Genomic DNA, 18,243 nt, shown 5'->3' with positions numbered 1-18,243 from the left:
CCGGCCGCCATCATCGGCGGTGCCGGGCGGAGCCACGGTGACGGGTCAGTACGACAAGGGCGTGTGTCCCGCCTGTCCGCCCTCCGGACAGGCGGCGCTACTTTCGACGCACGCCCTGAGGGACGGGGAAGAACGCCCGGACGAAGCGTTCGAACATTCTGTCCCCGATGGTCCACCGCATCCGCGGCAGCAGCCGGGACGGCATCCCGATCCGGTACCTGATCCGCGGGTCGTCGCTGGTCACCGCCTTCTCGATGACCTTTGCCACGGTCTCCGCGCGCACCGCCATCCGGCCGCGGCCGCTCGGCTTCTCCGTCTCCCGGTAGGCGCCGTGCCAGTCGACGAAGTACCGCCAGAAGTCGTCGTACGGACCGCCATGTTCCTGCCCGGACATCCCGAGGTCGGCGACCGACATCGGTACGAACCCGCCGAGCACCGGCGACGGCTCGACCAGCACCACCTTGATGCCGAACGCGTCCACCTCCAGGCGCAGCGAATCGCTGATGGCCTCCAACGCGTGCTTGGTGGCCTGGTAGTAGCCGCGGCCCGGGGTGGCGAACTGGCCGAAGATGGACGACATCATGATCACCCGTCCGCTGCCCCGGGCCCGCATGCCGGGCAGCACGAGCTGGGTGAGCCGGCACAGTCCGAAGACGTTCGTCTCGAACTGGCTGCGCACCTCGTCCATCGGGGTCTCGCCGATGGTGCCGTTGAGGCTGTAGGCGGCGTTGTTGATCAGAGTGCCGACCGAGCCGTGCTCGGCGGTGATCCTGTCTACGACGGCCGTCATCGAATCCTCGTCGTTGACGTCCAGTTGGAGGACCCGGATGCCCTCGGCCTCCAGCTCGGCCAGTGCCTCGGGCCGCCGCGCGGTCGCGTAGACCGGCCAGCCGGCCCGGTGCAGCCGCAGCGCCACGGCCTTTCCGGTGCCGGAGGACATGCCGGTGCTCGATGCCGCCCCGGTCAGCAGGATCGCTCGCGAAGGGCTGTTCACCGGGACTCTGTCAACCGCTGCTCGGACACCGTGGCGTCCTCCGGCTGCGAGGCGATCCGGCTGCGGGCCACCGAGTCGCCCAGGCCCAGGCCGTCCACCAGGCGGTTGATGAAGGCGAACAGTGACGCGGTGAAGACCGCTTCCAGCATCTCCGCGTTGGTCCAGCCCGCGGCCTCGGTCCTGGCCCAGTCCTCGTCGGTGACCCGGAACGCACCCGTGCAGATCTGGGTGACCAGGCGCATGAGTTCCTTGGTGCGCTCGTCGATCGGCAGGTCCTCCACCGAGGCGGCGCCGGCGATCGCGTCAGTGAGTTCCTGGTCGCCGCCGAACTGGGCCAGGAACCAGTTGTGGGTGCCCACGCAGTACGGGCAGCCGTTGACCTTGGAGCTCCAGGCGGAGATCATCTCGCGGGTCGCACGCGGCAGCACGCCGTCGTTGAACACGCCGCCGTAGCCGGCGATCACGACTTCCAGCAGGTCGGGCCGGCTGGACACGAGGCGGAACATGTCCGGCACGAAGGGAATCCCCATCCGGGACTTGATCGCCTCGTACAGCTCCGCGGTCCTGCCCTGGGCCTCGTCCTCCTGCACCAGGGGGACGCGGACCGTGCTCAGCACATTCGGATCGGTCATGGATGATCGCCTTTTCTTCCGATTGTGGGAGCCGCCCCGCGAACCAATGGAGAAAACAGGAAAATATCCGGTCTGCTGTCCGGCGGGTAATCGCGGCGTTGTTTTCTCTCATGGTGGCAGGAATGGACACGGCGTCTCGTCTTTCAAATTGCCCTGCGTGCGCCTGCCGTCGGCTTCCGGACCTGGACATACGGACGGCCGTTCCGGCGCGGCAGGCGCCGGAACGGCCGTCGGGGGAGGCTCGGCGGGCTCAGCTCACTCGGCGCGCAGCCAGTCCGCCAGCCGCTCACCGATCATGATCGAGGTGAGGTTGGTGTTGCAGTTGACGATGCTCGGCATCACCGAGGCGTCGGCCACGTACAGGTTCTCCACCCCGAGCACCCGCAGCTGTTCGTCCACCACGGCGCCCGCGTCCTCAGCGGCGCCCATGCGGGCCGTGCCCACCGGGTGGTAGCCGCTGTCCAGGCTCACCTTCACGTACTGCTCGACCATCGCGTCCCTCTCGATGAGCTTGTCGTTCAACACGATGAAGCCGTCGCCCCGCGCCGCGATCTCCGGGTGGTTGGCCAGCTCCCAGCAGGTCCGGACGCCCTGGACCATCTTCTCCAAGTCCCTTTCGGTGGAGAGGAAGTCGAGCTGGATGTCCGGCCCCGCCGCCGGGTCGGCCGAGGTCAGCCGCAGTCGGCCGACCGACTCCGGCTGCTGGTCCACCACCATGACACCGAAGATCATCGAGGCCCCCGCCAGCATCTGAAGCTCGGGGAAGAGCTCCAGATCGAAGTGGTTGACCATGTAGTACTGCATGTCGTTGAAGTCGGTGGACCCCTTGGCCGTGGTCCGCACCATGGACTGCAGGAACGGCACGTTCTCGTCCAGGGCCCCCTCCTTGGGCCGCATGAACACGCCGGTCCGTGGGTGGTCCATCAGGTGGGCGCCGACCCCGGGCCGGTCCAGCCGGACGTCGATCCCGAGCCTGGTCAGGTCGTCGGCCGGGCCGATTCCCGAACGCATCAGCAGCGTCGGGGTGTTGACAGCGCCGGCCGACAGGACGACCTTGTGCGCCCGCAGTTCCTCGGGCTCGCCGCCACCGGCCGAGACCAGGACGCCGACCGCGCGGTCGCCCTCGAAGAGCACCTCGTGCACCAGCGTCCCGCTGCGAATGGTCAGGTTCACCCGTGCCCGAACCTCGGACGTCAGGTACGCCATCGCCGTCGAGACCCGGTAGCGGGGGTCGCGTCGGTTGGACGGGATCGGGCCGATACCGGTCGCCTCGGGGTGGTTGTGGTCCGAGACCTCGGGGAAACCGGCCGCCAGGCTCGCTTCGGTGAAGGCGCGCTGCATGGTGGTCATCTCGTCCGGCTGGAACCGGCGGATCGGCACCGGGCCGCCCTTGCCGTGGTACCGGCCCTCGAAGTTCAGGTCGTCCTCCAGCCGGCGGAAGTAGGGCAGCACCTGCTCGTACGACCACGCCGGATTGCCCGCCGCCGCCCACTTGTCGTAGTTCTCGGGTACACCCCGCAGCGCGATGGTGGCACCGACCGCGGACGAGCCGCCGGTGATCTTTCCACGGGGAAAGAGAATGCGCCGGCCGTCCATGATCTCCGCGCGGTAGCGCCAGTCGTGCTTGCTCATCGACATGGCGTTGCCGTTGGTGATGTCGTGCGGGATGTCGGCCGGATCGGGGAAGTCCGGGCCCGCTTCGATGAGGAGTACCGAACGGGCCGGGTCCTCGCTCAGCCGGGCTGCGAGCGCCGCACCCGCGGAGCCCGACCCGACGATGATCGCGTCATACGTGTGCGTCATGGATTTAAACCTCGCCAGACTGTGATGAGACAGGGTCCGATCTCACTCGAGTTTTTCAGGCAGTCGGCATCCGGTCTTCTCCGAGACTGCTCGATGACCCGGGGCCGTGGATATCCCCCGCACTGGCCGAAGGCGTTGCTTCAACGGGTTGACACCGCCCTCCTTCGAACCGTGGCAACGTCAGAGAAGCAGCCCTTGCCGGGGTGGTAGATCCTCAAGTGCCAGGTGCTGCGACAGTAATTTCAGAATTACATTCGCAATGTCCTCGGTCAGCTGTTCATTTCTCGCTCACGGGAGGGATTTGGGATGTCGTACCGACAGCGATTCCGCAGGCTCATACCAGGGGTGGTCACGATATTGGTGGCGACCTCGCTGTTCTTCGTCGTCCGCACTTCGGTATCTGTCGCGGGCGACCAGGCCGCTGCGGCGTACAAGTTCAAGGAGATGCCGATCGCGATGCCGCCCGGATACGACTCGCAGCCGAAGCGGACGATCCGTGAGGTGAACCCGGCCTACGAGAAGATTCGTGCCTGGATCTCCTCGGTCGGGGCCAGCATCGCGGTCAACGATGTCACCGGCCACGGACTCGCCAACGGAATGTGCATCGTCGACACCCGTACCGACTCGGTCGTGGTCACCTACACGCCGACCGCTCGTACCGGCGACCGATTCACCCCGTTCGTGCTGGACGGCGAGCCGCTGCCGATGGACGACGCCATGGCGCCCACCGGCTGCACCCCCGGCGACTTCAACGGCGACGGCCGCAACGACTTCCTGGTCACCTACTGGGGACGCACTCCGGTGCTGTTCCTGGCGAAGTCCGACGCCAAGACCCCGTCCGCGTCCGCGTACGTCCCGCGCGAGGTCGTCGCCTCGCAGAGTCTGGACGGCAAGTACCACGGGCCGCGGTGGAACACCGACGCCGTCTACGTCGCCGACCTCGACGGCAGCGGCCACCCGTCGATGATCGTCGGGAACTACTTCCCGGACTCCGACGTGCTCGACCCGAACGGCCTCAACAACGTCGAGATGAACGACTCGCTGTCAAGCGCGAAGAACGCCGGCGGTGACCACGTGCTGCGCTGGTACAAGGCCTCGGCCGGCACCGACCCGGACGTCTCCTTCATCGAGGAGAAGAACGCCATCCCGTACGACAACTCCACCGGCTGGACGCTGGCCATCTCCGGCGCCGACCTGACCGGCTCCGGTCTGCCCGACGTCTACATCGCCAACGACTTCGGCCACGGGCACCTGCTGCACAACCGTTCCACCCCCGGCAACATCCGCTTCACGGAGGCCAAGGGCGAGCGCACCGCGACGACCCCGAAGTCCTTCGTGCTCGGCAACGGCTCCTTCAAGGGCATGGGGGTCGACTTCGGTGACGTCGACGGCAACGGCAGCTTCGACATGATGGTCAGCAACATCACCGTCGCCTGGGGCCTGGAGGAGAGCAACTTCCTCTGGGTCAACCAGGCCGACAGCCCCGCCGCAGCGAAGGCCAAACTGCAGGACGGCATCGCCCCCTTCAAGCAGGAGGCGCAGAAGAACGGCGTCGCCTGGACCGGCTGGGGCTGGGACGCGAAGATGGGCGACTTCCTCAACAGCGGCCAGCAGGACATCCTGCAGGCCGACGGCTTCGTCAAGGGCGACATCGACCGCTGGCCGTGGCTCCAGGAAATGGCCATGACCAACGACAACCTGCTCTCCAATCCCGCGATGTGGCCGCACGTCGGCCCCGGTGACGATCTGGCCGGCGACGAGGTGATGGCGTTCTACGCCCGGACCAGCAGCGGCAAGTACGCGAACGTGAGCGAGCAGCTCGGCCTCGACGTCCCGATCCCGACCCGCGGGATCGCCACCGCCGACACCACCGGCAGCGGTGCGCTGGACTTCGCGATAGCCCGGCAGTGGGGTCCGCCGGCGTTCTACGCCAACCAGGCCCCGAAGCTGGGCAACGACCTGACACTGCGGCTGTACCGGCCCGCGCCGGACGCCGGCGCCGGAGAGGGCCTGGCCGCACCCGGCTCGCCCGCGTACGGCGCCACGGTGAGCATCACCACGCCGCAAGGGCGGCAGATCGCCCAGCTCGACGGCGGCGGCGGACACGGAGGCTTCCGCAGCTTCGACGTGCGCTTCGGCCTCGACACCTACACCGGCCCGGTGAAAGCGCACCTGACGTGGCGCGACAGCGACGGCGGCCTGCACACCAAGACCCAGCAGCTCTCCGCGGGCAGCCACACCCTCATGCTCACCGACGACATCCAGGAGGTGACGAGCCGATGACCGACACCCGTTCCCAGACTGTCAAGGCGGCTCCGCACGACGCCCAGCCCCACGCCGCGAAGAAGAAACCCAACCGGGATCCCCGCTACCTGGCGCTGCGCAACTTCGCCATCTCCATGAGCGTGTTCAACATCCTGGGCTACACCCTGCTCGGCTTCGAGCAGCCCTGGCTGTGGCCGATCATCTGCGCGCCGTTCGCCTACGCGGTCGAGATGGTGCTGGAGGTGATCAGCGCCTGGGCCCAGAACCGCCGGGCCCGCTTCCTGGGCGGGGGGTTCCGCAGGGTGTACGAGTTCCTGCTGCCCGCCCACATCACCGCGCTCGCGGTGAACATGCTGCTCTACGCCAACGACCTGCTGCTGCCCGTCCTGCTCGGTGTCTTCATCGGCGTGGCCGGCAAGCACGTCCTCCAGGCACCGGTCAACGGGCGCATGCGGCACTACATGAACCCGTCCAACTTCGGTATCACCGTCTCACTGCTCCTGTTCGGCTCCTGGATCAGCATCGCCCCGCCGTACGAGTTCACCGAGAACGCGAACACGTTCTTCCGGGTGGGCATCCCCCTGGTCATCGCCACCGCGGGCACGGTCATCAACGCCATGCTGACCAAGCGGATACCACTGATCGTCGGCTGGCTCGGCGGCTTCGTCATCCAAGCGGTGCTGCGCCACTTCCTGTGGGACGTGGCCATCTGGTCCGCGCTCGGGCCGATGAGCGGTGTCGCCTTCGTGCTCTTCACCAACTACATGATCACCGACCCCGGCACCACCCCGTCGAAGGGCCGCAACCAGTTCATGTTCGGCTCCTCGGTCGCCATGGTCTACGGGCTGCTGATGCTCTTCAACGTCGTATACACACTCTTCTTCGCCACCACGATCGTGTGTGCCGTCCGCGGTATCGGCTGGTGGGTCGCCCACGGTCTGCAACGACGCCGGGGAATCGACGCGACGAGCGGCACGGTGGCGCAGCCCGCCGGGCCACAGCGCCTGGCCGACAACGAGGCGGTGGCGGCATGACCGTACACGAACCGCGGCCCGTGACCACGGCCGAGAACGACGAGCGGGAACCCTCCGGCCGGATCGCGGTGGTCGGCATCGCCTGCCGCTACCCCGATGCCGAGAACCCCGAACAGCTCTGGCAGAACGTGCTGGCGGGCCGCCGTGCCTTCCGGAAACTGCCCGACCAGCGGATGCGCGCCGAAGACTACTACTCACCCGACCCCACCGCGCCCGACCGCTTCTACAGCGCCAAGGCCGCGGTGATCGAGGGATTCGAGTTCGACCGGGTCCGCTACCGGGTGGCGGGCAGCACCTTCCGCTCCACCGACATGACCCACTGGCTCGCCCTGGACACCGCGGCCCGTGCCCTGGAGGACGCCGGCTTCCCGTTCGGCGAGGGGCTGGCGGACGTCAACACCGGCGTCATCATCGGCAACACCCTCACCGGGGAGTTCAGCCGGGCCAATCTGATGCGGCTGCGCTGGCCGTACGTCCGCCGCACCGTCGGCGCCGCGCTGCGCGAGCAGGGCTGGGACGACGAGGCGCTCACCGCCTTCCTCGACGGCCTCGAACAGCGCTACAAGAGCGCCTTCCCGCCCATCGGCGAGGACACCCTGGCCGGCGGCCTGGCGAACACCATCGCCGGCCGCATCTGCAACCACTTCGACTTCAAGGGTGGCGGTTTCACCGTCGACGGCGCGTGCTCGTCCTCCCTGCTCTCGGTCTCCACCGCGTGCGACGCGCTGGCCCGCGGCACGATGGACGTGGCGGTGGCCGGCGGTGTGGACCTGAGCATCGACCCCTTCGAGGTGATCGGTTTCGCCAAGACCGGCGCGCTCGCCACCGGCGAGATGCGGGTCTACGACAAGGGCGCCAACGGCTTCTGGCCCGGCGAGGGCTGCGGCATGCTGGTCCTGATGCGGGACGAGGACGCTCGCGCGCAGGGTCGGTTCCGCTACGCCACAATCGCCGGCTGGGGCTACTCCTCCGACGGGAAGGGCGGCATCACCCGGCCCGAGGCCAGCGGCCACCGGCTCGCCATACGACGCGCCTACCGCACGGCCGGCTTCGGCATGGAGACCATCGGCCTCTTGGAGGGCCACGGCACCGGAACGGCCGTCGGTGACGCCACCGAGCTGCGCGCCTTCTCCGAGGCACGCCGCGCCGCGGGTGCACTCGCCCCGGCCGCCCTGAGCACCGTCAAGGGCAACTTCGGCCACACCAAAGCCGCGGCCGGCGTCGCCGGGCTCCTCAAGGCGATCCTCGCGGTCCGCCACCAGGTGATCCCGCCCGCCACCAGCCACTTCGACCCGCATCCCGAACTCCTCGGCCCCGCGCCCGCGCTGCGGGTCCCGGACCGCGCCGAGCTGTGGCCCGAGGACATGCCCATCCGGGCCGGGGTCTCCTCCATGGGCTTCGGCGGCATCAACGCCCACGTCGTCGTCGAGCACGCGGACGGCCTGCGGCGCAGCGCCGTGCCGAGCGTCACCCGCAGACTGGTCGCCTCCCGGCAGGACGCCGAGCTGTTCCTGCTGGACGGCGCCGACCCGGAGGAACTGCGGGAGAAGGCGACCCGCCTCGCCGAGTTCTGCGCCCAGCTGTCGTACGCCGAACTCGGCGACCTGGCAGCCACGTTGCAGGGCGAGCTGGACGGCCGGCCGTTGCGCGCCGCAGTGCTCGTCGCCTCGCCCGAACAGGCCACCGAGCGACTCACCGAGCTGGCCGGACAACTGGCCGCCGGCGTCCGTACGCTGGTGGACACCAAGAAGGGCGTCTTCCTCGGCGGCGCCGGATCGGCCCCCCGGATCGCCTTCCTCTTCCCGGGCCAGGGCGCCGGAAAACGGGGCGACGGAGGCGCGCTGCGCCGCCGGTTCGCCGCCGTGGACGAGTTGTACGATCGGCTCTCGCTCCCCACCGACGGCGACCTGGTCGCCACCGACGTCGCCCAGCCCCGGATCGTGGCCGCCTCGGTCGCGGGCCTGCGGATCCTGGACATCCTCGGCATCGAGGCGGTCCGGGCCACCGGGCACAGCCTCGGGGAACTGACCGCCCTGCACTGGGCGGGCGCCATGGACGAGCCGACCGTGCTGAGCGCGGCCGGCGCCCGCGGCCGGATCATGGCCGCGGCCAGCGACGGCGACGGCACCATGGCGGCGCTCGCGACGACCCCCGAACTCGCCGAGACCCTGACCGCCGGCGAGCCGGTGGTGATCGCCGGCTACAACAGCCCGCGGCAGACCGTGGTGTCCGGCCCGGTCGCGGCGGTCGAACGAGTCTGCGCGCTGGCGGCCGGACAGGGCGTCGGCGTGGCGAGGATCAACGTCTCGCACGCCTTCCACTCACCGGCCGTCGCCCCCGCCGCGGCCGGACTCGCCGAGCACCTGACGACCGAGCGGTTCGGCCGGATCGGCGAGGGCCTGGTCTCCACCGTCACCGGCGGACTGCTGCCCGCCGACACCGACGTGGTGGACCTGCTCACCCGCCAGGTACTGCAACCGGTCCGGTTCACCGAGGCGCTGCAGGAGATGGACGGCGAGGTCGACCTGCTGATCGAGGTCGGACCGGGCCACGTACTGAAGTCGCTGGCCGCCGAGATCCTGCCGGACGTGCCCGCGGTCGCCACCGAGGCGGACGCCCTGTCACTGACCGGGCTGCTCGGCACGGTCGCCGCTGCCTGGACGATGGGCGCGCCGGTCCGGCACGGTCAGCTCTTCGCCGGGCGCTTCACCCGGCCGCTGCCGCTGGACAAGGAGTTCCTGTTCTTCGCCAGCCCCTGCGAGTCCAACGGTGAGGACTTCGTGCTGGAGCAGTCGGTACCGGCCGCGCTGCCCGAGCTCACCGCTCTCGCGGCCACCGCCGGCAGCACGGCAGCCGACGGGGAGGACGCCTCCAGCCTGGAGGTGCTGCTCCGGCTTGCCGCCGAGCGGGCCGAACTCCCGTTCGAAACGCTCGATCCGTCGGCCAACCCGCTCGACGAACTGCACCTCAGCTCCATCACCGTCGGCCAGATCATGAACCAGGCCGCCCAGGAGCTGGGCATCTCCGCACCCATGGTCACCACCGCCTTCGCCACCTCCACACTGGGGCAACTCGCCGAACTCCTCGACGAGCTGTCGGAGCAGTCGCCCGACGACCACCAGCCGTCCGCCGCCCCCGGCGTCGCGAGCTGGGTGCGCCCGTTCGTGGTCGACCTGACACCGGCCGAGCCGTCCGGTGGCCCCGCCGCCGGGCCCGGTGGCGACTGGGAGGTCTTCGCCTCCGACCGGCACCCGCTGGCCGGCCCGCTGGCCGAGCGGTTGCGCACGGCCGGGCCCGGCGGGGGCGTCCTGCTCGCTCTGCCCCGCGATTGCGGTCAGGAGCACACCGGCCTGATGCTCGCCGCCGCCCGAGCCGCGCTCGACCCGGACCGGCGCGCCGCCGGCACCCGGCTGGTCGCCGTCGGCGACCGCAGGGGAGCGGCGGGCCTGGCCAAGACGCTGCACCTGGAGGCACCGGACATCCCGGTCACCGTCGTCACCCTGCCGTTGCCCGGGGACATGACGGCCGACGCCGCCGAGCGGATCAGCACCCGGATCGCCGCGGACGTGCTGGCCACCACCGGATTCGGTGAGGTGCACTACGACTTGGACGGCGTACGTCGGGAGCCGGTGCTGCGGGCGGTGGAGCTCGCGACGGACTCCACCCACCAGGCGCTGGATGACGGCGACGTCCTACTGATCACCGGCGGCGGCAAGGGCATCACCGCCGAGTGCGCCATCTCGCTGGCCGGGCCGAGCGGTGCGGCGATCGGGCTGATGGGCCGCTCCGACCCCGCCGAGGACGCCGAGCTCGCGGACAACCTGGTCCGCATGGAGGCGGCCGGTGTCCGGGTGCACTACGTGCGGGCCGACGTCACCGACGTCGACCAGGTCAAGGCCGCGGTCGGCGAGATCACCAAGGCGCTCGGCCCGGTCACCGGCCTGCTGCACGGCGCGGGCCGCAACCAGCCGCAGGCACTCGCCAACCTGGACGAGGACTCGTTCCGCCGCACGCTGGCCACCAAGATCGACGGTGTGGAAGCGGTGCTGGCCGCGATCGACCCGGCGGCGCTGCGGCTCTTCGTGACCTTCGGCAGCATCATCGGCCGGGCGGGACTGCGTGGCGAGGCGGACTACGCCATCGCCAACGACTGGCTCACCGAGCTGACCGTCCAGTTCCAGCAGGACTACCCCGACTGCCGCTGCCTGGCACTGGAGTGGTCGGTCTGGTCCGGTGCCGGTATGGGGGAGCGGCTGGGCGTCCTGGAGGGTTTGGTCCGCGAAGGCATCGAGCCGATCCCCGCCGACCAAGGCGTGGAACTGCTCGGCCGGCTGCTGGCCGACCCCGGTATCCCGCCGGCCCTGGTGGTGATGGGCCGCGCCGGCGGCCTGCCGACGCTCACCCTGGAGCAGCGCGAACCCCCGCTGCTGCGGTTCCTGGAACGCGTACAGGTGCACTACCCCGGCATCGAACTGGTCGCGGACGCCGAACTCGGAGCGGGCAGCGACCTCTACCTGGCCGACCACCTGCTGGACGGCGACCTGCTCTTCCCCGCCGTCCTCGGCATGGAGGCCATGACCCAGGTGGCCACCGCGCTGACGGGCCACCGGGACACCCCGGTGCTGGAGGACATGGCTTTCCTGCGGCCCATCGTGGTCCCGGTGAGCGGCACGACGACCCTGCGGGTGGCCGCCCTGGTCACCGGACCCGGCACGGTCGAGGCGGTGGTGCGCAGCAGTGAGACCGGCTTCCAGGCCGACCACTTCCGGGCCACCCTGCGCTTCGGCGGGCCGGAGCCGGTCGGTGACCCGGCTCCGGTCACCGACCAGGTTCCGCGGGTGCCGCTGGCACCCGGTGAGCTGTACGGGCCGGTGCTCTTCCAGGGCGACCGCTTCCAGCGGCTGCTCGGCTACCGGGACCTGGCCGCCAAGCACTGCCTGGCCGAGATCGACGACACTCCCCGGACCGACTGGTTCGCCGCCTACCACCCGGCCGAACTGGTACTGGCCGATCCCGGTACCCGCGACGCGCTCATGCACTCCATCCAGGCGTGCGTGCCCGACGCCACACTGCTGCCGGTGAGCGTGGCACGGCTGCGTCTCGCGGCCCGGCCGGCGCGACACACCGGCCGACTGCTGTTCCTCGACGCCCGCGAGCGGTCCCGGGACGGCGACAGCTACCTCTACGACCTGGACGTCCGTGACGAGGAGGGCCGGCTGGTCGAGCGCTGGGAGGGCCTGCTGCTGCGGGCGGTGCGCAAGCAGGACGGGGCCGGCCCCTGGCTGCCGGCCCTGCTCGGCCCCTTCCTGGAACGACGCGTCGAAGCGGCGCTCGGCCACCCGTTGCGGTGCGTCGTGCTGCCCGGAGGCCCGGTGGACGGGTCCTCGGTGGACGAGCGCCGGCAGCGCACCGCCCAGGCGGTGAGCTGGGCGCTGGGGCGTACCACCGAGGTGCACCACCGGCCCGACGGACGGCCCGAACTGGCCGACACGCGACGGGTGTCCTCCTCGCACGCGGCGGGTGTCACCTTCGCCGTGGTCGCCGACCAGGCCGTCACCTGCGACGTCGAGGTGGCCGCCGAGCGGCCGGCCGACGAGTGGGCGGCGCTGCTCGGCGCCGACGGCCTGGCGCTGGCACGGCTGCTCGCCGAGGGGCGGGGCGAGGCGCTGAGCCTGGCCGCCACCCGGGTGTGGGGCGCGGTGGAGACACTGCGCAAGGCGGGCCACGCGGTGGCCGCGCTGAGCCTGGACGGCGACGCGGGACTGCCGGCCGGCTGGGTGGCCTTCCGCGGCGGCGCACACCGCATCACGTCCTTCGCGACCGCCCTGGAAGGCGTCGCCGATCCGATGTCCTTCACCGTGCTGACCGAGGGGACCCGATGACGCAACCGGACCACTACGAGTACCGCCACCTGGTCGGCTTCGAGGAGACCAATCTCGTCGGCAACGTCTACTACGTCAACTACCTCCGCTGGCAGGGCCGCTGCCGGGAGATGTTCCTGCGCGACCGGGCACCCGACGTGCTCGCCGACATCCGGGCCGACCTCAAGCTGTTCACCCTGAAGGTGGACTGCGAGTTCTTCGCCGAGATCACCGCCTTCGACGAACTGTCCATCAGGATGCGGCTGTCGGACCTCACCCAGACCCAGATCGCCTTCACCTTCGACTACGTGCGGCTCGGTCCGGACGGAAGCGAAACCCTGGTCGCCCGGGGGCAGCAGAGGATCGCCTGCATGCGCGGCCCCAACACCGACACCCGCCCGACCAGGGTCCCCGAGCCGCTGCGGCTCGCCCTGCTGCCGTACCGCGTCACCGGTACGGCGTCCTCCCGGACGCTCACCACTACTGCGGGGTGATCCACATGTCCATCGTCCCATCCGCCTCCGTTCCGCTGCCCGGTCCGCTCGACCTGCCGCCGCTTCCCGCGGAGACGCCCGAGGCGGACATCCACGACCGTCCCGCGCTGCGCGGGGTACTGGGGCGCTTCGCCACCGGGGTGACCGTACTGACCGCGGGACGCGACGCGCCGCGCGGCATGACCGCCAACTCCTTCACCTCCGTCTCCCTCGAACCGGCCCAGGTGCTGGTGTGCGTCGTGAAGTCGGCAGCCATCCACCAACTCGTTCTGGCCGAGCAGGCGTTCGCGATCTCCGTGCTCAGCCGGGACCAGGAATGGGTGGCCCGGCACTTCGCCGACCACTCGCGCCCGCGCGGTGCGGCGGAGTTCGCCGGCATCGACCACGAACCCGGCCGGTACACAGGAGCCCCCGTGCTGGGCCACGTCCAGGCATGGCTGGAGTGCCGGCTCAGCGCCATCCACGACGGGGGGGATCACACCATCTTCGTGGGCTCGGTTCTGGGCGCGGGCAACGCGTCGGGGGAGGATCCGCTGCTCTTCCTGGGCGGGGCCTTCCGCCGCGTCGCCGCCTGACCCCGATGCGAACAGGAAGCCCGGCCGGCTACCCCGGCCGGGCTTCCCGCGTTGCCCGCCGTAGCCCGTAGCCCGTAGCCCGTAGCCCGTAGCCCGTAGCCCGTAGCCCGTAGCCCGTAGCCCGTAGCCCGTAGCCGTAGCCCGCGCCGGACGCCGGAACGCGAACGGCCGCCCCGGGCGACTGCTGCCCGGGGCGGCCGTTCACGTGACCGGTCCGTCCTCGCCGCTGCCGGCGCCGCACCGTCAGTTCCGCGGCTCCACTGTCATCGGCAGACCGCCCTTGACCCGCAGGGTCAGCATCGGCTCGGCCCGTACCTCGTGGCCCGGGGGGACCGACAGCCGCAGCCGGCGCAGCAGGACGGCGAGCACCACCGTGGCCTCCATCATCCCCAGGCTGCTGCCGACACAGACCCGCGGTCCCGCACCGAACGGTACGTAGCTGTACCGGTGCCGGCCCGCGGAGCGGCCCGGGGCGAACCGTTCCGGGTCGAACCGGTCCGGGTCCTCCCAGAAGTCCGGGTGCCGGTGCAGTGTGTAGGGGCACAGCACCACATCGGCGCCGGCCGGCACCCTGAAGCCCCCGATCTCGTCCGCCGCCAGCGCCTTGCGCGGCAGCAGCCACACCGCCGGGTACAGCCGCATCACCTCCTGGAGCACCATCGACGTGTACGTGAGCCGGTGGAAGTCGTCGATGGTGGGCAGCCGGTGGCCCAGCACCTCGTCGACCTCGGCGCGTACCCGGTCGCCCGCTTCCGGGTGCCGGTCCAGCAGGTACAGTGCCCAGTTGAGGGTGCTGGCGGTGGTGTCGTGCCCGGCGAGCAGCAGGGTGATCAGCTCGTCGCGCATCCGGTGCTGCCGGACCGCCGGATCCCGCTCGTCGGCCGTCGCGTCGATGAGGCGCGAGAGCACGTCGTCGCGGCTGCCGTCGGAAGCCGGGTGCTGTTCCCGCTCCTGGGCGAGCGCGGCCACGATCCGGTTCAGTTCGGCTCGCGCCTTGCGGAACCTCAGTTGCAGGGGCAGCGGCACCCAGGTGGGCACCGAACTCAGGCTCATCATCTCGAAGACGGCCTGGTCCTGAACGATTTCGAAGGCCTCGCCGATGGATTCGTACGCGCCCAGGTCCGCGTCCAGCAGCGAGCGGCCGAGCACCCCGAGGGTGAGCCCGGTCATCTCCTGCCGGATGTCCACCGCTCCCGCGCCCACCGACAGCCTCAGCCGGTCCGCCAGCAGCAGCGCCTCCTCGCCGATGGCCTCGATCTGCCGGGTGATGCGGCGCGGCTGGAACGCCGGCTGGATCACCTTGCGCTGGGCTCGCCACAGCGGGCCCTCACTGGTCAGCAGGCCGTTGCCGAGCGCGCGCCGGGCGTGCACCAGGCCGATGCCCTTGTGGTAGTTGGCGCTGTTGTCGGTCAGCACCCGGCGGACGTGGTCGGGGTGGTTGAAGAAGTACAGGGTCTTGGGGCCGAGCGGCAGACGTACCGCGTCGCCATAGGTGGCCGCCGCCTCGCTCATCACGGCCAGCCGGTCGGAGGCCATCCGGGCCAGGAGCACCGGGGTGCTCGCCCGCGACGGCCCCGGGGGCCGCCGCGGGCGGCCGCCGCTCGGCAGGACCGGGGCCGGTACCGAGTCCACGCCGGTCATGCCCGCGCCTCGGGAGCGTCGCTGGAGACCCGCTGGGCGATCTCCCGGCGCCATACCTCGTACGCCGTCAGCCGGTCGTCCACGACGGGGTTGGGCCGGGCCCGCGAGCAGACCTCGGTGACTTGCTGCGGGGGCATGCCGCAGAGCAGTCGCGCGGCCATTTCGGTGTGCGGTGTCAGCAGTCCCGACTCCACCCGGGTCGTCGAGGCGAAGGCCGCGCCCTGGGCGAGTTGCGGCCGGTAGCGGCCCGCCCGTTCGAGCAGGTACAGCAACTCGGCCTCGTCGGCACCGCCGGCGTAGCAGGCGGCCAGACCGACCCCGCTGTAGAGGTCGGCATGCCGGTCCGCCGCGAAACCGTCCACCAGGTCCGCGACCACGGCCGGGTCGGTGCCGCCGATGAACCAGAGCGCCCGTCCGATGCCCTGGTCGACGGCGTGCCCGGCGTACCGCCGGGTCTCGTCGCCGGGCCACCGGAAGGACGGGTCCCGGTACTGCTCGCGCACATAGCGCTGGGTACGGAAGTAAGCCTGGTGGAAGCCGTATCCGTCCAGGGCCAGCCAGCGCAGCAGTGGGTCGGCGGGCGCGATGGACGCCCACCGGAAGCGGGGCAGCCGGGCCATCGCCCAGCCGACCCCGACGTGCACCATGTAGTCGTGCGGGGCGCCGTGGCCCGCCAGGAAGGTCGATATGCGGCCTTTCCCGGGTACCGGAAGTCCGTCCAGCATGGCCAGTCCCATCGCCGCGCCCTCGTAGGCGAAGCCGCGGAACCGCACCGGGATCCGCTCCAGCCGTTGGTGCGCCTCGTCCTGGTCGCGCGCCTCGACGGCGAACGCGTACCCGTCGAGGAAGGTCGCCCCGACCGTTTCGAGCGTCTCCCGCGCCTCGGGGCTCTTCTCGTGGAAGCCCCGTGTCGACAGCTTGGTCTCGTCGTGGCTCGGTGTCATCAGACGGCGCCTGACCGCTCGCCAGCTCGCGCTCATCGTTGCCCTCCAGCCCGCCGCGCGCCCGGACGGCCGCAGCTCTCCGGTTACATGCTCCGGTTCTCCGGCCCGCGCCACTACTTCTGCCGTGCCGGTACCGGGCAATTCAGGAGTAGGCAGTGAACGGGTCGGGTCCCGACAATCAGTCGCGTTGCCCGCACGTCCCCATTTCCGAGGTCTCGCGTAGGGCCACCCCGAACGGGAGCGGCCGAGATCGCGGACCTCGTGCACCGGTTCCCGCACCATCCTGCGACAGAGGAGACCTCACGTGACCGACACCACCTCCGCTCCGGTCTCGACGGCACCGCCGCACGCCACATCGCTCTTCGTCAACGGCCTGTTCCCGCGCCGCCGGGGCCTGCTCCTCGTGCTCAGCGTGCTCGGCGGCCTGCTGATCGCCTACGCATGGTCCTCGAAGCTGGCGGACGACGAAATCGGCTTCCGCACCGCCAGCCAACTGCTCGGCCACGACGCCAAGGACACGCCGCTGTCCGGCATCGCCTCCGGGGTGCTCTTCGCCCTGGTGTCCGGGCTGGCAGGCTCCTTCACGGCCTGCAACGTGGCCGTGTTCGGAACGGTGGGCCCGCTGGTCGGGCAGATCAGCCTGACCAGCCGTCAGCGGCTGGCACACGCGCTGCGGCCGCTGGGCTGGATGGCGGCCGGCATGCTGCCGGTCTCGGCTGCATACGGGGTACTGGTCGGTCTCGTCGGCACCCACATGCCCCAGTTCTCGACGGCGCAGACGCACGGCATCTCACCCCGAATCGCCCAGGCCATGATCGTGTACGGCGTGCTCGGCCTGTTCATGCTGGTGCTCGGGCTGGCCGCCGCCGGTCTGATCCCCGACCCGCTGGCGGCAGTCTCGCGCCGGCACCCGAACGCTCCGCTGGTGCTGATCGGCGTCATGGTCGGCGCCTTCCTGATCGGCCGCCCCTACCCGCTGTTCCGTAACCTGTTCCGGCAGGCGGCCGAGGAACACAACCCGCTCTACGGGGCAGTCGCCTTCTCGCTCCAGTCCATCGGCAACTTCGTGGTGATGGCGGTGCTCTTCCTGCTCCTGTCCTACACCCTCAGCCGGCCCGTCCAGCGCTGGCTGGCCACCAAGCCGGGCCGGGTGGCGACGCTCACCGCGTCCGCGTTCCTGGTGGCCGGCGCGTTCACGGTCGTCTACTGGGACATCCGGATGCTGGGCAGGTTCGATTACATATGGTTCCCGACGGCTCCCTGGAACGCGTAGCGGGTTTCTCTTCCGTTCCGGCAGAGCCACGCGACGGCGGCTGCGGACCCTACTGGGTCCGCAGCCGCCGTCGCGTGGCTCTGGCCAGGGACTCCTGGGCGCGCTGAGGGTCGTCCCCCGCGCCCAGGATCATTCCGCCCACCTGTGCCTCGAAGCAGACATCCGCGGTGTTGGGCTCGACCAGGTAGCCGCCGAGGTCCAGGGTGACCAGTCCGTGCAGGGCGATCCACAGCTGATGGGCGACCAGTTCGGGGTCGAAGGGACGGAAGCGGCCGGTCGCGGCGCAGCGCTTGACCGCTCCGACGAGGATTTCCAGGGTGTAGCGGCCGTGCTGCCGGTCGGCGTCGGTGAGGGAGAAGCCACTGAGGCCCGATCCGCCGAACATCACGTTGTACAGGTGCCAGTGTTCCCGGGCGTTGTCCCGGTACGCCCAGCCGAGGGCGAGCACGTCGGCAACCGGGTCGTCGCTCTCCTCGACCGCCCCCATCCGGTCGCCGAGCAGCCTGAACCCCTCGTGGACCATCGCTCGCACCAGGTCGTCCATACCGCCGAAGTGTGTGTAGACGGCCGTGGTCGAGGTGCCCACCATGGCTGCCAGCTTGCGGGTGGACAGGGCGGCCGGCCCCTCCTCGCCGAGCAGCTTCGCCGCGGCGTCGATGAGTTGGGGACGGAGGTTCGGGTCAACTCGGCGTGGGCTCACCCTTGACAGTATGGAGGGCGGCTGTGA

General features: G+C 70.5%; 12 protein-coding genes. 6 read left to right on the top strand and 6 right to left on the bottom strand.

The window, feature by feature from the left end; translation table 11 throughout:
• Positions 1-97: 97 nt before the first annotated feature.
• The 3 genes from OHT52_RS00860 to OHT52_RS00850 form a co-directional block, all read right to left on the bottom strand.
• Entirely contained in the window at positions 98-994 is an 897-nt protein-coding gene (locus OHT52_RS00860; protein ID WP_328718137.1) for an SDR family NAD(P)-dependent oxidoreductase, read from the bottom strand.
• Positions 991-1,626, bottom strand: coding sequence for a carboxymuconolactone decarboxylase family protein (locus tag OHT52_RS00855; protein ID WP_328718136.1), 636 nt, complete (start codon positions 1,624-1,626; stop codon positions 991-993). The genes OHT52_RS00860 and OHT52_RS00855 overlap by 4 nt, the downstream gene beginning before the upstream one ends.
• A 255-nt stretch (positions 1,627-1,881) precedes the next feature.
• Positions 1,882-3,429: a GMC family oxidoreductase gene (locus tag OHT52_RS00850; RefSeq protein WP_328718135.1), complete on the bottom strand. Its 1,548-nt coding sequence runs from the start codon at positions 3,427-3,429 to the stop codon at positions 1,882-1,884.
• Positions 3,430-3,735: 306 nt separating this feature from the next.
• Here OHT52_RS00850 and OHT52_RS00845 point away from each other — a divergent pair, with 306 nt between their 5' ends.
• The 5 genes from OHT52_RS00845 to OHT52_RS00825 are packed head-to-tail and all read left to right on the top strand — an operon-like array spanning position 3,736 to position 13,658.
• Complete coding sequence (locus OHT52_RS00845) at positions 3,736-5,712, top strand: FG-GAP-like repeat-containing protein (protein WP_443046447.1); 1,977 nt, start codon at positions 3,736-3,738, stop codon at positions 5,710-5,712.
• Positions 5,709-6,728, top strand: coding sequence for an enediyne biosynthesis protein (locus OHT52_RS00840; protein ID WP_328718133.1), 1,020 nt, complete (start codon positions 5,709-5,711; stop codon positions 6,726-6,728). Before OHT52_RS00845 ends, OHT52_RS00840 begins: the two co-directional genes overlap by 4 nt.
• Positions 6,725-12,610 (top strand): type I polyketide synthase, encoded by a 5,886-nt coding sequence (locus tag OHT52_RS00835; protein ID WP_328718132.1) that lies wholly within the window; start codon positions 6,725-6,727, stop codon positions 12,608-12,610. The genes OHT52_RS00840 and OHT52_RS00835 overlap by 4 nt, the downstream gene beginning before the upstream one ends.
• Positions 12,607-13,083: an acyl-CoA thioesterase gene (locus OHT52_RS00830; RefSeq protein ID WP_328718131.1), complete on the top strand. Its 477-nt coding sequence runs from the start codon at positions 12,607-12,609 to the stop codon at positions 13,081-13,083. Before OHT52_RS00835 ends, OHT52_RS00830 begins: the two co-directional genes overlap by 4 nt.
• 5 nt (positions 13,084-13,088) lie before the next feature.
• Positions 13,089-13,658, top strand: coding sequence for a flavin reductase family protein (locus OHT52_RS00825; protein ID WP_443046445.1), 570 nt, complete (start codon positions 13,089-13,091; stop codon positions 13,656-13,658).
• Positions 13,659-13,901: 243 nt separating this feature from the next.
• On the opposite strand, the gene OHT52_RS00820 is transcribed toward OHT52_RS00825, so the two are convergent.
• Positions 13,902-15,299, bottom strand: a complete 1,398-nt coding sequence (locus OHT52_RS00820) for a cytochrome P450 (RefSeq protein ID WP_328718128.1) — start codon at positions 15,297-15,299, stop codon at positions 13,902-13,904.
• Entirely contained in the window at positions 15,296-16,243 is a 948-nt protein-coding gene (locus tag OHT52_RS00815; RefSeq protein ID WP_443046444.1) for a DUF1702 family protein, read from the bottom strand. The genes OHT52_RS00820 and OHT52_RS00815 overlap by 4 nt, the downstream gene beginning before the upstream one ends.
• Positions 16,244-16,547: 304 nt before the next feature.
• On the opposite strand from OHT52_RS00815, the gene OHT52_RS00810 reads away from it, so the two are divergent.
• Complete coding sequence (locus OHT52_RS00810; protein WP_328718126.1) at positions 16,548-17,516, top strand: hypothetical protein; 969 nt, start codon at positions 16,548-16,550, stop codon at positions 17,514-17,516.
• Between the two features lie 49 nt (positions 17,517-17,565).
• On the opposite strand, the gene OHT52_RS00805 is transcribed toward OHT52_RS00810, so the two are convergent.
• Positions 17,566-18,216, bottom strand: a complete 651-nt coding sequence (locus tag OHT52_RS00805) for a TetR/AcrR family transcriptional regulator (RefSeq protein ID WP_328718125.1) — start codon at positions 18,214-18,216, stop codon at positions 17,566-17,568.
• Positions 18,217-18,243 lie beyond the last annotated feature (27 nt).

It is taken from the genome of Streptomyces sp. NBC_00247 (assembly GCF_036188265.1).
GTDB lineage: Bacteria > Actinomycetota > Actinomycetes > Streptomycetales > Streptomycetaceae > Streptomyces.
The sequence above is the reverse complement of the archived record's forward strand: the minus strand, read 5'-3'. Positions and strand labels throughout refer to the sequence as shown.

Coding starts and splice junctions, on each gene's coding strand:
- OHT52_RS00825 (WP_443046445.1), top strand. CDS start 13,089: ATGTCCATCGTCCCATCCGCCTCCGTTCCGCTGCCCGGTCCGCTCGAC.
- OHT52_RS00850 (WP_328718135.1), bottom strand. CDS start 3,429: ATGACGCACACGTATGACGCGATCATCGTCGGGTCGGGCTCCGCGGGT.
- OHT52_RS00855 (WP_328718136.1), bottom strand. CDS start 1,626: ATGACCGATCCGAATGTGCTGAGCACGGTCCGCGTCCCCCTGGTGCAG.
- OHT52_RS00815 (WP_443046444.1), bottom strand. CDS start 16,243: ATGACACCGAGCCACGACGAGACCAAGCTGTCGACACGGGGCTTCCAC.
- OHT52_RS00840 (WP_328718133.1), top strand. CDS start 5,709: ATGACCGACACCCGTTCCCAGACTGTCAAGGCGGCTCCGCACGACGCC.
- OHT52_RS00830 (WP_328718131.1), top strand. CDS start 12,607: ATGACGCAACCGGACCACTACGAGTACCGCCACCTGGTCGGCTTCGAG.
- OHT52_RS00845 (WP_443046447.1), top strand. CDS start 3,736: ATGTCGTACCGACAGCGATTCCGCAGGCTCATACCAGGGGTGGTCACG.
- OHT52_RS00820 (WP_328718128.1), bottom strand. CDS start 15,299: ATGACCGGCGTGGACTCGGTACCGGCCCCGGTCCTGCCGAGCGGCGGC.
- OHT52_RS00835 (WP_328718132.1), top strand. CDS start 6,725: ATGACCGTACACGAACCGCGGCCCGTGACCACGGCCGAGAACGACGAG.